This is a genomic window from Dyella tabacisoli (assembly GCF_003350925.1).
GTDB classification, from domain to species: domain Bacteria; phylum Pseudomonadota; class Gammaproteobacteria; order Xanthomonadales; family Rhodanobacteraceae; genus Dyella_C; species Dyella_C tabacisoli.
Genome location: NZ_KZ857186.1, coordinates 1 through 12,692, shown reverse-complemented (window position 1 = coordinate 12,692; position 12,692 = coordinate 1). Strand labels below are relative to the sequence as shown.

12 protein-coding genes are annotated in these 12,692 nt (G+C 61.7%); 10 read left to right on the top strand and 2 right to left on the bottom strand.

What is annotated here, in order from left to right; translation table 11 throughout:
• Positions 1 to 2: 2 nt before the first annotated feature.
• Positions 3 to 1,169 (bottom strand): flagellar hook-length control protein FliK, encoded by a 1,167-nt coding sequence (gene fliK / locus DVJ77_RS20255; protein ID WP_114847349.1) that lies wholly within the window; start codon positions 1,167 to 1,169, stop codon positions 3 to 5.
• Positions 1,170 to 1,355: 186 nt separating this feature from the next.
• Here fliK and DVJ77_RS20250 point away from each other — a divergent pair, with 186 nt between their 5' ends.
• The 10 genes from DVJ77_RS20250 (at position 1,356) to DVJ77_RS20200 (ending at position 11,770) form a co-directional block, all read left to right on the top strand.
• Positions 1,356 to 1,679: an STAS domain-containing protein gene (locus tag DVJ77_RS20250; RefSeq protein WP_114847409.1), complete on the top strand. Its 324-nt coding sequence runs from the start codon at positions 1,356 to 1,358 to the stop codon at positions 1,677 to 1,679.
• A 13-nt stretch (positions 1,680 to 1,692) separates the two neighbouring features.
• Entirely contained in the window at positions 1,693 to 2,055 is a 363-nt protein-coding gene (locus DVJ77_RS20245; protein WP_114847348.1) for a response regulator, read from the top strand.
• Positions 2,056 to 2,059: 4 nt separating this feature from the next.
• Positions 2,060 to 4,033 (top strand): chemotaxis protein CheA, encoded by a 1,974-nt coding sequence (locus DVJ77_RS20240; protein WP_114847347.1) that lies wholly within the window; start codon positions 2,060 to 2,062, stop codon positions 4,031 to 4,033.
• Between the two features lie 1,098 nt (positions 4,034 to 5,131).
• Complete coding sequence (locus DVJ77_RS20230) at positions 5,132 to 5,659, top strand: chemotaxis protein CheW (RefSeq protein ID WP_114847345.1); 528 nt, start codon at positions 5,132 to 5,134, stop codon at positions 5,657 to 5,659.
• A gap of 11 nt (positions 5,660 to 5,670) precedes the next feature.
• Entirely contained in the window at positions 5,671 to 7,383 is a 1,713-nt protein-coding gene (locus tag DVJ77_RS20225; protein WP_114847344.1) for a methyl-accepting chemotaxis protein, read from the top strand.
• Positions 7,384 to 7,386: 3 nt separating this feature from the next.
• Positions 7,387 to 8,283, top strand: a complete 897-nt coding sequence (locus tag DVJ77_RS20220; protein WP_114847343.1) for a CheR family methyltransferase — start codon at positions 7,387 to 7,389, stop codon at positions 8,281 to 8,283.
• Positions 8,280 to 8,945 (top strand): chemoreceptor glutamine deamidase CheD, encoded by a 666-nt coding sequence (gene cheD, locus DVJ77_RS20215; RefSeq protein ID WP_225428117.1) that lies wholly within the window; start codon positions 8,280 to 8,282, stop codon positions 8,943 to 8,945. The genes DVJ77_RS20220 and cheD overlap by 4 nt, the downstream gene beginning before the upstream one ends.
• Positions 8,946 to 9,083: 138 nt before the next feature.
• Positions 9,084 to 10,181 (top strand): protein-glutamate methylesterase/protein-glutamine glutaminase, encoded by a 1,098-nt coding sequence (locus tag DVJ77_RS20210; RefSeq protein WP_114847342.1) that lies wholly within the window; start codon positions 9,084 to 9,086, stop codon positions 10,179 to 10,181.
• 15 nt (positions 10,182 to 10,196) lie between these two features.
• Entirely contained in the window at positions 10,197 to 11,408 is a 1,212-nt protein-coding gene (locus DVJ77_RS20205; RefSeq protein WP_114847341.1) for a methyl-accepting chemotaxis protein, read from the top strand.
• A 56-nt stretch (positions 11,409 to 11,464) separates the two neighbouring features.
• On the top strand, positions 11,465 to 11,770 hold the full coding sequence (locus DVJ77_RS20200; protein WP_191983729.1) for an STAS domain-containing protein: 306 nt from the start codon (positions 11,465 to 11,467) through the stop codon (positions 11,768 to 11,770).
• Between the two features lie 288 nt (positions 11,771 to 12,058).
• Here the strand turns inward: DVJ77_RS20200 and DVJ77_RS20195 are convergent, their stop codons facing one another.
• Positions 12,059 to 12,421 carry a hypothetical protein gene (locus DVJ77_RS20195; protein ID WP_114847340.1) on the bottom strand — a complete coding sequence of 121 codons (363 nt, stop codon included), beginning with the start codon at positions 12,419 to 12,421 and terminating at the stop codon, positions 12,059 to 12,061.
• Positions 12,422 to 12,692: the final 271 nt, after the last annotated feature.

Genomic DNA, 12,692 nt, shown 5'->3' with positions numbered 1-12,692 from the left:
GTTCATGCGGTGGTTTTCAGCAGTACGGCGTGGCGTGACTGGCCAGTCTGCGGCAGACCTACCTGACAGCTCAGTTGATCCAGGCTGAGGCCGTTAGCGGCGACCGCATGGCGCAACTGAGTGAAGCGGTCTTCGAGCTTCTGTACGGTTGCGGCGTGTTGCGCCCACAGCCGTACACTCAAGCGCAAACCGCGTAGCTGCAGCTCGCCTTGCAGTGGGCCAAGCGGTGGCAGGTCGAGGGCGAAACCCAGGGTCCACGAGGCGGAATCTTCGCTGCTTGCACTATGTTCCAGTTGTAGTTGCAGTACGTCCTGGCCGTGCTCGCCTTGCAGCGGTATCTCGACGATCCAGGCCGCGGTCGCGGTCGATTCCAGTTGCGCTACTTCAAGACGTGCCAAGGCGGCATGCACATCGGCATGTAGCCGGCCCAGCAATGGGTGCAGATCGATCGGCTGATCGTTTTCGACAAGGTTGTCGACAAGCTCGGCGATGACCGGCAAGGCGCGCGGCTGTGCTTGTAGCCCGCGATGTTGCAATGGTGGTGCTGTCTCCGGGCCGCCGGTTGCCGGTTTAGGCACGTGGCCGCCGGCTTGCAGCAAACTGCTCAGGCGTAGCAGCGCCGCCTTCCAGTCGTCCTCGCCAAGTGCGGCATCCGGGCTGTCCGCGCTGGCCAGTTGGGTTTCCAGAAACAGCCCGCTGCGCAGTACCGCTTCGCGCAGACCTGGGCCACTGCGAATTTCCTCGGGAGTACGAATGCTGTGTTCAAGCAAGGCGAGCGCTGTGCGTAGCGGTGGCGGCAGTTGGCGTAGTACGGGGCGTTGAGCGAGGGTCGTTAACGTGGCCAGCAGCGGCGCATAACCATTTTGCTGCGGCAGACGCTCGCGTAATACTCGCTGCACTGCCTGCTCGGGGCTGGCTGGCGCCAGCACTTCCAGCAACGGCTGTGCGCCAAGGCTTAGCACGCGCACCTGAAACTGAGGCGGCAGCGGGTTGTCCGGCGTCTCTGTAGTTACCGTCAAGGCGCCGATCTGCAATACCAATAAGCCCTGCGCACTCGTGCCCAGCGGACGTGCCAGCAGCACGTTGCCAATGCGCCAACTTTCGGCGCTGCTGCCTGCTGCCGCACCTGCCCAGGTAAGCGCGGCAAGACTGGTGGGTTGAATAATCAAGCGAGCTCCTCGAAGAGAGGCTGCGCCGAATGCGCACGTGAACTAAGGAATCGGCACGGCATGCAGGAACTTGAGCGCTGCATGGCGGGCAGGTCCCGATGTGTCGCGCGCAGGCAAGCAGCTAAAGCCGGCAACACGGCTGCCGATAAGCACTGCAACCACAATGCTGAAGGTCGCGGGGCAGGCATGGCGAACAAGAAGGCGAGCATGAAAGAGCCGGCAGCGGATGGACAGCTCGTCGAGTTGCCGCAGGATTGCCGCATGGCTGCACTGCCGGCATTGCAAACGCAGTTGCTTGCCACGCTGAAACAGCCTCGCTGCATCTTGGCCGCCGCCGAGGTAGCCCGTGTGGATACCACGGCCCTGCAATTGTTGGTGGCCTATCGGCGCGAGGCAGCGGCGGCGGGGCGCGAAATTCATTGGCAAGGCGTTAGCGAAACCTTGCGCGAGGCAGCGGCATTACTCGGCTTGGCACAGGTATTGGAACTGCCGGCACCCATACCGGCTTGAACTGAGGTGGACGATGGCAAAGATTTTGGCGGTGGACGATTCGGCGTCGATGCGCGGCATGGTGGCATTTACCCTGCGCGGTGCCGGGCATGAAGTGAGCGAGGCCGAAAATGGTCAGCTTGCCCTGGATGCGGCACGCGGTACGCGCTTTGACTTGGTGTTGGCCGACGTCAATATGCCGGTGATGGACGGCATCAGCATGGTGCGCGAGCTACGTGCGCTGAATGAGTACAAAGGCGTGCCGATGCTGATGCTGACTACCGAGTCGCATACGGATAAAAAGATGGAAGGCAAAGCGGCCGGCGCAACCGGCTGGTTGGTCAAGCCGTTCGATCCCGAACAGTTGCTGGCCACAGTTAAGAGGGTGCTGGGCTAAACCGATGACCAACGTCAGCCTCGCACAGTTTCATCAGACCTTCTTCGAGGAAAGCGCAGAAGGGCTCGCCGCGATGGAATCGGCGTTGCTGGCGCTGGACGATGGCGGCGACAGGGAGTTGGTGCACGGTATTTTTCGTGCCGCCCATTCGATCAAAGGCGGCGCGGCCACCTTCGGCTTTCCCGACATGGCGGCCTTTACCCACGAGGCGGAATCGCTGCTCGATGAATTGCGCGATGGCCGTCGTGCCGTCGATGCCGGCATCGTCGAGCTATTGCTGCGTACGGTCGATTGCCTGCGCGGCATGTTTGAGCGGGCGCAGAGCGGGCAGCCGCTGGCCGATGCCGAAAGCGAACAATTGCGCCAGGCTCTGGCGGCAGCGATGCAGCACGGCGTCGCCGTGACAACGTCGGCGCGCAGCGAAGACGGAAAAAACAAAGTCGATCAGGCCGATGCCTGGAAGATCTTTTTCCGTCCGCACCCGACCATGCTGGCCGGCGGCAACGATCCGCTGCGCATGCTGCGTGAATTGGCTGAACTGGGCCGGCTGGACGTACAGCCCAACCTGGAGCAGCTACCGATGCTGAGTGCGCTGCAGCCCGACCAATGCCATATCGGTTGGCAGATCGAGCTATATGGCGCCACCCATCGTGCGGCGATTGCCGCGGTGTTCGAGTGGGTCGAGGACGAATGCGAGTTGCGCATCGAGCCGGTGCTGGCGGTGCCGGCAGCTATACCCATGGCCGTGCCGGCAGCAGGCGATGTTGCGCCACGCGGCACGCGCGAGACGACCGGCGGCGAGAGCGGATCGGTGCGCGTAGGCATCGACAAGATCGACAGCCTGATCGATCTCGTCGGCGAACTGGTTATCACGCAATCCATGCTCGATACCTTCCGCGAAGAATTCGATATCACCCGGCTGCATCAATTGCAGCAAGGGCTGGCGCAGTTGGCCAGGCATGCACGCGCGCTGCAGGAAAGCGTCATGGGCATCCGCATGCTGCCGATCAGCGCGGTATTCAATCGGTTTCCGCGCCTGGTCCGCGACCTCAGCCAGAAACTTGGCAAGCAGGTGAAGCTGGATCTGGTGGGCGAGCAAACCGAACTCGATAAAACCGTGCTGGAAAAGATCGGCGACCCGCTGGTGCACTTGGTCCGCAATGCGATCGATCACGGTCTGGAATTGCCGGAACGCCGTCGCGCCGCCGGAAAAGGCGATACAGGAACCTTGCGCCTGGAAGCCTCGCATCGAGGCGGCTCCATCGTGGTCGAAGTCAGCGACGACGGCGCCGGCCTGAATCGCGATGCCATTGTCGCCAAAGCGATCCAGCGCGGTTTGATTGCGTCGGACGAACAGATGAGCGACGAAGCCGTCGCCGAGCTGATCTTCCAGCCCGGCTTCTCCACTGCCGCGACGACGACCGATCTATCCGGCCGTGGTGTGGGTATGGATGTGGTTCGCCGCAACGTGGTCGATCTCGGTGGCAGCGTGAATATTCGCAGCCGCCCCGGTGCGGGCACCTTGTTCACCATCACCTTGCCATTGACCCTGGCGATTATCGACGGCCTCACCGCCGCCGTGGGCGACGAGCGCTACATCGTGCCGCTGGTATCCATCGTCGAATCCGTGCAACTGCGCGCCGAGGCGATTCGCAGTGTCGTGGGTGGTGGCGAGTTGTTTCGCTTCCGCGATGCCTATGTACCGATCATTCGTTTGCGCGAGGCGTTTGGCGCTGGCGGTGTAAGCAATATCGACGAGGGCGGTTTAGTCGTCGTGGTCGAAGGTGAGGGGGCGCGGGTGGGTTTGCTGGTTGATGAGTTGATTGGTCAGCAGCAGGCGGTGGTGAAGTCGCTGGAGGCTAATTATCGCCGTGTGAATGGTATTTCGGGGGCGACGATTCTTGCGGATGGTTCGGTGGCGTTGATTGTGGATGTGGCGGGGTTGGTGCGGATGCAGGGGCGGCGTAAGGCGGCTTAGGCTGTTCGTTTATGTGTTCGCATTTGTGTGGTGTTGTCGCTGGCTGGTCGCCTGCGGCGGTTTTCGAACCCCTGCCGGGGTCCGAGTCACTTTTCTTTGCTTGCTCAAAGAAAAGTAACCAAAAGAAAGAGCACCCCGATGCAGCGCTCTACGGGCATCCTGCCCTGCGAGTGCGTGAGGCTTGGCCGGGCTTTTCGACAGGGCTTCCTGCCCTGGCGAAAAGTGGCAGGCATCCATGCCTGCCACCCTGCGGGCCTTGTCGTCCAAGCCTCACCGCTGCAAAGGGGCCCCGAAGAGCAGCGCGCGTCCTGCGCGCACTCGGGAGCGACTGCCAGCAGTCGCCGATATATGAAGCGCACGCTGCACAGCCCCCTCCCCTGCTTGCAGGGGAGGGTTGGGGAGGGGTTCGATCTTGCGGCGAGGTTGCACCCCCTCCCAGCCTCCCCCTGCAAGCAGGGGGAGGGGCAAAAGCAATGCGCGCAGCCTTTGACGTTAGCTCTTGACCTTGCTTTTGATCTTGATCTTGGCTCTTGACCTTGGGGCCCCTGTGCGTCGGTGAGGGTCGGACGACAAGGCCCGCAGGGGCATCGACATGGATGTCGATGCCTTTTCGCCAGGGCAGGAAGCCCTGTCGAAAAGCCCGGCCGACCCTCACGCACCCGAAGGGCGACTCACCGGGGTGCTCTTTCTTTTGGTTACTTTTCTTTGAGCAAGCAAAGAAAAGTGACTCGACCACCGGCAGGTGGCCGAAAGCCCGCCGCAGGCGAGCCAGATCGCGATAACGCTCAATCAAGCGAAAGCCCGCCGCAGGCGAGCCAGGTCGCGATAACGCTCAATCAAGCGAAAGCCCGCCGCAGGCGAGCCAGGTCGCGATAACGCTCAATCAAGCGAAAGCCCGCCGCAGGCGAGCCAGGTCGCGATAACGCTCAATCAAGCGAAAGCCCGCCGCAGGCGAACAACCTCGCGTTAGCAACAATAAGCACAACACCCCCCACACAAGAATCAAAAAGAGAATACCCATCCCCATTCAAGCTTCCCCCACCCCTGCCGATACCACCCTAGGGGATAGGGACAACGTGTCCCGTCAGTGGAAAGCACATGAGTCAGCCATCGCGCGGCATCGCCGCACCCGTTGCCGACGCAACAGCCGTTACGCAATACCTCACCGTGAATCTGGCGCATGAGGAATACGCCATCGACATTCTTGCCGTGCGGGAAATTCGCGGCTGGACGCCGGTAACGCGGATTCCACAAGCGCCACCGTACGTACTTGGCGTATTGAATCTGCGCGGTGCGATTGTGCCGGTGCTGGATCTGCGGCTGCGCTTTGGCCTGGCTCGCGAGGAATACAGCGCGACTACGGTGACGGTGATTATCACGGTGGCCGGGCGCTATTTTGGTGTGGTGGTGGATGCCGTCTCCGATGTGCTCGATGTGCGGGCGGGCGAGGTCGAGGCGGTGCCGGACATGGGTACCACGGTCGATACCGAATATCTCAAGGGCTTGACCTCGGTCAACGAGCGCATGGTGTTGCTGCTCGACGTGGACAAGCTGTTGCAACCGCAGGACGCGCAAATGCTGGAGGCCGCGCTGACCGCGGCTGGCGACGTAAAAGCAGTGGCCTGACAGGAACGACCATGAAAATGTCTGCGATCAAATTGAAGATGCCTTCTCTCACTGTGCGTGGCCGCCTGATCGGCGTACTCGGCATGCTCGGTCTGATGCTTATCGGCGGGGCCGTGATTGGCCTGGGCTCGATGTATTTGCAAAACGATGGCATGCGCACGATTTATGAAGAGGAGATCGTGCCGACCGAGTTAATCAGTCATATCAGTACGCGCTCGTTGATGTCATTCATTGTGTTGGGCGAAGCGGCCAATGTGGTGAGCAAGCCGGATCAGCTCAAGCAGAAGCTGGCTGAGTTCGTGAAGTATCAAAGTGAAATGGCCGAGTACAAGAAGCAGTACGACGCACTACCCAAAAGTGCCGCACTGCTGGTGCCGTACAAGGCATGGCATGCCTCGGACGATGAATATAGCCAGGCCAAGAAAGACATGGTCGAGGCCCTGGGCCAGGGGGATACCGGCGCGGGCGATATCCTGGAAATGCAGATCCGCCCCTTGCTGATGGAGCGTCAGGCGGCACTTGGCAAGCTGGTGGAGATACAGCGCACCGAGGCGCAGCAGATCTATCACGCGCAGTTAAGCCGTTATCAGTATGTGCGCGCGATCAGTATCAGTGCATTGCTGGCGGGTTTGCTGGTGGCGCTGATCGCGGCGATATTCCTGATTCGTTCGATCACCGGCACGCTCAGCTATGCGGTGCAGGTGGCGCATGGTATTGCCGACGGCAAGCTCGGTCACGATGTGCAAGTGACGCGCCATGATGAGCTGGGTGCGCTGCTGCATGCCTTCCGCACGATGGACGAAAGGCTCAGCACGATTGTCGGAGAAGTACGTCATGGCGCCGGTTCGGTAAGCACGGCGGCGCAGCAGATTTCGCGCGGTAATGACGATCTCAGCCAGCGCACGCAGGAGCAAGCCTCCAGCCTGGAGGAAACCGCTTCGTCGATGGAGGAGATGACCTCTACCGTCAAACAGAATGCCGAGAATGCCAGTCACGCCAACCAGCTTGCCCGTGGTGCTCGCGAACAGGCCGAGCGCGGTGGCGAGGTGGCGGCGCAGGCGGTGACCGCGATGCGCGAAATCAATACCTCCAGCCGCAAGATTGCCGACATTGTCAGTTTGATCGACGAGATCGCCTTTCAGACCAATTTGCTGGCTTTGAACGCAGCGGTCGAAGCGGCGCGCGCCGGCGAACAAGGGCGTGGTTTTGCGGTGGTGGCCACCGAAGTACGCAACCTGGCGCAGCGCAGCGCGGGTGCGGCCAAAGAGATCAAGGGCCTTATCAACGATAGCGCCGACAAGGTGAGGGTGGGGTCGGAGCTGGTCGACCAATCGGGTAAAGCGTTGGCGGAGATTGTCGATAGCGTGAAGAAAGTGACCGACATCGTGGCGGAGATCGCCGCCGCCAGCCAGGAGCAGTCGGCGGGTATCGATCAAGTCAATCACGCCGTATCGCAAATGGATGAAATGACCCAGCAGAACGCTGCCTTGGTCGAAGAGGCCGCCGCGGCGGCGCGGGCCATGCAGGAACAAGCCGATGAGTTGACTCGGCAGGTGAATTTCTTTCGCGTCAGTGCTGAGGCGACTGCCGCGCAGAAGCCGCGTGTATCGGCGGTGGTGGCCGAGACGGAGGCAGTCTTCGCCGCGGTACGCCAATCGGTGCCGGCGACCGTCATTCGTCGTCAGGTCGAGCCTGCCGATGCCGGGGTCTGGAAAGAGTTCTGAGTGATGTCGACGCCTACCCTCGATGGACTCAATCAGGCCAGGTCGAATCGTGCAGAGTTACCGGCATCGAATGGGCCGGTACTGGGTGATGCGGATTTTCGCTTTCTGCGCGAGTTCGTCTTGCAGCATTGCGGCATCGCGCTGGGCGAGCATAAGCGCCAGTTAGTGCAAGGGCGTTTGCTGCGGCGCCTGCGTGCCTTGGGCTTGACCGAGTTCGGTAGTTATTGCGAGCGGCTGCGCAGCGATCCTGAAGGGGAGATGGGCGATCTGGCCAGCGCGATCAGTACTAATGTCACCTCGTTCTTTCGCGAAGTGCATCACTACGATTTCGTGGCCGATACGCTGTTGCCGCAATGGCTGCAGAGCAAGCGCGATGGCGGCCGTCTACGGCTGTGGTCGGCTGGTTGTTCCACTGGCGAGGAGCCATATGCCTTGGCGATGGTGTTGGCCGAGGTGCTGGAAAAACACGGCAGCACGCTGGATACCCGCATTCTTGCCACCGATCTCTCGCCGCAGGCGCTGGCGGTCGCGCGAGAAGGCGTCTACTCGCTGGAGCGTATGGGGGGTGTGAGCAGGGAGCGGCAACGTCGCTGGTTTCTGCGTGGCGAAGGCAGCTTTGACGGCTTGGCCCGCATTCACCCGCGCTTGCGCGAACTGGTCAGCATTCAGCCACTGAATTTGCTGCACGACTGGCCGATGCAAGGGCCATTCGATGCGATTTTCTGCCGCAACGTAGTGATCTACTTCGACCAGCCGACCAAGCAGAAACTGTTTCGCCGTTACGCCGGCATGCTGGTGCCGGGTGGGTATTTGTTTCTAGGCCATTCCGAATCGATGCACGGCTTGTCGGACGACTTCGAATTGATCGGCCGCACGATTTATCGCAAGCGCGGCGCATGAATCAGGCCATGCCAGCGGACTTGATGACGGCAGCTTGCTCAGCGGAAAGTGCGGCTCAGGTTTTGCCGGGATTCGAGCATGTGCGCCGTTATTGGGACCCGGCCCAGGCCTGCATGACGGCCAAGGTGCTGCCGGGCGAGTTCTACGTGAGCGCGCAAGACGAAATGATTTCCACCGTGCTGGGCTCCTGTGTGTCGGCCTGCATTCGCGATCGGCGCCTGTGCTTGGGGGGCATGAACCATTTCATGCTGCCCGAGCCGATGGGCGAGCGTGATGGCTGGTCGGCCACCGTGGGGCGCGCGGCTCGCTACGGCAACGATGCGATGGAGCAGCTCATCAACGCCATTCTCAAGGCCGGCGGACGTCGTGAGGATCTGGAAGTGAAGATTTTCGGCGGCGGCCGCGTACTGGCGCAGATGACCGACATCGGCCGGCGCAATATCGCCTTCGTGCGGCGCTATCTCGAAGCCGAGAAGCTGACCCTCAGTGCCGAAGACGTCGGCGACGTGCATCCGCGCCAGGTGCAGTTTTTTCCCCGCAGCGGCCGGGTCCGCACGCGCTTGCTGCATGGCTTGCAGCAGAGTCGCCTGGTCGACAGCGAACAGCATTACCTCAAGCGTTTGGCAAACGATCCGATAAAGGGAGAGGTGGAGTTGTTTTAGAGAGGGGCGTGTCGACTTGCCACAAGTCCTCACTCCCTCCCGGCCTCCCCCTACAAGTCCCGAAAAGGGGACTCCCTTCGGTCGCAGGGGAGGGGGCAAGACACTTCGCTTCACCTCAACCAAGGCGAGCAAACAGCAATGCAAAGAGTGCGTGTACTGGTGATCGACGATTCCGCGCTGGTGCGGAAGTTACTGTCGACCATGCTTGCCTGCGATCCGGCCATCGAAGTGGTTGGCGTGGCCGCCGATCCGCTGATCGCGCGCGAAAAGATCAAGCAGCTCGAACCCGACGTGCTCACACTCGATGTCGAGATGCCGCGCATGGACGGGCTGACTTTTCTCGAAAACCTGATGCGGTTGCGGCCAATGCCGGTGGTGATGGTGTCGTCGCTGACCCAGCAAGGTGCCGAGGTCACGCTGCGCGCGCTTGAGCTTGGCGCAGTGGATTTCTTCACCAAGCCGAGCAACGACCTGGCCAGCACTTTCGCGGCCGGCGCGCAGGAAATCTGCGCCAAAGTGAAGCTTGCCGCGCTCACTCGTCCGCGTGTGCGTACGATCGTGCGCAAGCTGGAAGTGGCCCCGCGGCTGAGCGCCGATGCCGTATTGCCGCGCGCGCAGACGCCTGATTCGCGTGGCGGCAGCCGCATCATCGCGATCGGTGCATCCACCGGCGGCACCGAGGCGATTCGCGTGGTGCTGGAGGCGATGCCGCCGGATGCGCCGCCGATCTTGATTACCCAGCATATTCCCGCGGCCTTTAGTGGGCCGTTCGCGGCGCGCATGGACAACTGCTCGGCAATGCGTGTGTGCGAAGCGCGCGACGGGCAACCGATTCAGCACGGCCATGCCTATATCGCGCCGGGCAGCCAGCACCTGCTGGCGATGTGGGATGGTGCGCGCTACGTATGCCGCCTGCATGACGGGCCGCCGGTCAATCGGCACAAACCCAGCGTCGATGTGCTGTTCCGTTCAGTGGCGGCCACTGTCGGCGCGCCGGCCATCGGCGCCTTGCTTACCGGCATGGGCGATGACGGTGCGCGCGGGCTCGCCGAGATGCGCGAAGGCGGCGCCATGACGCTGGTGCAGGACGAGGCCAGTTCGGTGGTCTGGGGCATGCCCGGTGCCGCCTGGAAGCTGGGCGCGGCCAGTGAAATGCTGCCGCTGGACCATATCGCTGCGCGCCTGCTCGAACTGGCGCGCCAACCGATTGCGCGCGCCATGCGCGCGGTCACCTGATCTTTGGACAAACCCATGTCAGTCATCACCCCCTCGCACGCCGCACGCCCTTTGCCAGCAGGCCCGCTGATCGGCTTTGCCGCCAGCGCATTGGCGTTGCTGCTCTGCCTGTTCTGGCATCCGATCTGGCTGGCGCCGTTGCTGGTGATCGCGTTGACCGCCGTGTGGATCGTCGAGGCGCGGCGCAGCGCGGCGCATGCCGACGTCATGCACAGGAGCGCGGGCGTCGCCGCGACGCCGGACAGTACACATGTGCGCGAGGCATTGGAGGATGTGCGCGGTGCGCTAGTGGATGAACTCGGTCACGCCTCACGCGAGTTGCATCAGGCGATGGATTTGCTGCGTGACGCGGTATCCGAGTTAGGCGGCGGTTTCGATGGCCTGTCGCAAAAGACCGGTTTGCAGCAATCGTTGCTCAAGCAAATCATCGATGCGCAGAACGGTGGCGTATCGATACAGGATTTCGCTGCGCGCACCGGCGACTTGCTGGAGCATTTTGTCGGCCTGATCGTGCAGCTTTCGCGCGAGAGCCTGCGCATCGTCTATCGCATCGACGGCATGGCCAAAGAGATGGATGCGGTGTTCGGCCTGTTGAAAAACGTCAATACCATCGCTGAGGAAACCAATCTGCTGGCATTGAACGCGGCGATCGAGGCGGCACGCGCGGGTGAATCCGGCCGTGGGTTTGCGGTGGTGGCGGGCGAGATTCGCAACCTGGCCAGTCATTCCAACCAATTCAACGAGCAGATCGGCAGCCACGTTGAGCGTGCACGCGCTGCGATGGAGCAACTGCGGGGCCTGGTTGGCGCCATGGCTTCGCAAGATCTCAATGTGGCGCTGTCGGCCAAGGGCGGCATCGACGCGATGATGGCTCACGTGACCGAAAGCGATGCGCGTACCAGTGCGGTGGCCGACCAGGTGGTCGAGATCAATCGCGGTTTGGGCAACGATGTTTCCACCACGATTCGCTCCCTGCAGTTCGAAGACATCCTGAGCCAGTTGATTAACCAGACTCGTACGCGACTGGTCGAGTTGCAGGAAGTGACCGCCGAATGTACCCACGATATCGAAGCCTTGGCCTGCAGCCCACTCGATACCGCCGTGCTGGCCGAACGCGCGCAAAGCGTGCGCTCGCGCCTCGCCGTACAACGTGAGAAGGCGCGTCTGCGTTCGCGTGGCCCGGCGCTGCAAAGCACGATGGATGCGGGTGAGATCGAATTGTTCTGAGAATGCTCTGCTCTTCCCGCCGCTGGGGGAGAGCCATCTACCAAGGAATCATGCATATGAGCCTGACCACGCACCACGACACCCAGCTCGACTGCCTGACTCTTCAGCTCGGCGAGCGTTTCGATTTCTCCGTACATCGTGATTTTCACGACGCCTGCCTCGGCGGCCGCGCACCCGTACGCAGTTACGTCATCGACCTGGGCGAAGTCAGCAGCATGGATAGCTCGGCCCTTGGCATGCTGCTCTTGCTACGCGAACACGCCGGCGGCGAGCGTGCCGAAATTCGTATCGTCAACGCCGGCGGAGAGTTGCGTGGCACGTTGCGGGTGGCCGGGTTTGATAAGTTGTTTTTGTTGCATTGAGTAGAGCGGGGAATGGGGGATGGGGAACGGGGAACATGCGGACTGATGTGTGCTTGCGGTGCCGCGTTCTTTTTTTGATTTTTCTTTGCTTTTGCTCTTGCTTTTTTGTTTCTGCTTTTTAGGCTTTTCCCCGTTCCCCGTTCCCCGTTCCCCGTTCCCCGTTCCCCGTTCCCCGTTCCCCGTTCCCCGTTCCCCGTTCCCCGTTCCCCGTTCCCCGTTCCCCGTTCCATAGCCAAAAAAATGGCCCCTCGCGGGGCCAAAGTTTTGCGGATTCGGTAGTACGGAGCGTTACCAGGTTTTTACGTCGGCGACGCCGACGGTGTAGTCCTGCATTTCGGACTGGTAGCGAAACAGGCGGCCCAGGTCAAAGGTCACCGACTGGCCCGGTGCGATGTTTGCTGTGCCGGCCGGCCAGCCCTGTTTGCTCTGCAGCACTTTGCCGGTGGCATCTTTCGCATCTACGCGAACCTGCGCAGCCGCAGCCTCGGCGCAATGGTTGACGAGCTGACCACTCAAGCTCAGACGCAGGCCTACACCGCTGCCGGTGGCCTTCATCTTGAAATCCTGAATAACGAAATCGGTGGGGGCGCAGGCCGCGTGGGCGGCTATCGGGGCCAGTAGGAGCAGGGCAGAAACAAGCAAGGTTTTCATGGGCGGCAATCCATCCAAATGAAGGTCGCGATTGCGACGTCACTGTGGGAATCGGCTGGTTTGGGTAAATCTTTAGTGGGGGGCGTGGCTAGGTTGTTCGCCTGCGGCGGGCTTTCGGACCCCTGCCGGGGTCCGAGTCACTTTCTCTTGAGTGGCCAAGAGAAAGTAACCAAAGAGAAGGCCACCCCCATGCAGCGCTCTGCGGGCATCCTGCCCTGCGAGTGCGTGAGGCTTGGCCGGGCTTTTCGACAGGGCTTCCTGCCCTGGCGAA

Excerpts from the sequence above, each read along its gene's own strand:
- DVJ77_RS20200 (WP_191983729.1), top strand. The coding sequence starts at position 11,465 with ATGAGCCTGACCACGCACCACGACACCCAGCTCGACTGCCTGACTCTT.
- cheD (WP_225428117.1), top strand. The coding sequence starts at position 8,280 with ATGAATCAGGCCATGCCAGCGGACTTGATGACGGCAGCTTGCTCAGCG.
- DVJ77_RS20210 (WP_114847342.1), top strand. The coding sequence starts at position 9,084 with ATGCAAAGAGTGCGTGTACTGGTGATCGACGATTCCGCGCTGGTGCGG.
- DVJ77_RS20220 (WP_114847343.1), top strand. The coding sequence starts at position 7,387 with ATGTCGACGCCTACCCTCGATGGACTCAATCAGGCCAGGTCGAATCGT.
- DVJ77_RS20240 (WP_114847347.1), top strand. The coding sequence starts at position 2,060 with ATGACCAACGTCAGCCTCGCACAGTTTCATCAGACCTTCTTCGAGGAA.
- DVJ77_RS20250 (WP_114847409.1), top strand. The coding sequence starts at position 1,356 with ATGGCGAACAAGAAGGCGAGCATGAAAGAGCCGGCAGCGGATGGACAG.
- DVJ77_RS20230 (WP_114847345.1), top strand. The coding sequence starts at position 5,132 with ATGAGTCAGCCATCGCGCGGCATCGCCGCACCCGTTGCCGACGCAACA.
- DVJ77_RS20225 (WP_114847344.1), top strand. The coding sequence starts at position 5,671 with ATGAAAATGTCTGCGATCAAATTGAAGATGCCTTCTCTCACTGTGCGT.
- DVJ77_RS20205 (WP_114847341.1), top strand. The coding sequence starts at position 10,197 with ATGTCAGTCATCACCCCCTCGCACGCCGCACGCCCTTTGCCAGCAGGC.
- DVJ77_RS20245 (WP_114847348.1), top strand. The coding sequence starts at position 1,693 with ATGGCAAAGATTTTGGCGGTGGACGATTCGGCGTCGATGCGCGGCATG.
- DVJ77_RS20195 (WP_114847340.1), bottom strand. The coding sequence starts at position 12,421 with ATGAAAACCTTGCTTGTTTCTGCCCTGCTCCTACTGGCCCCGATAGCC.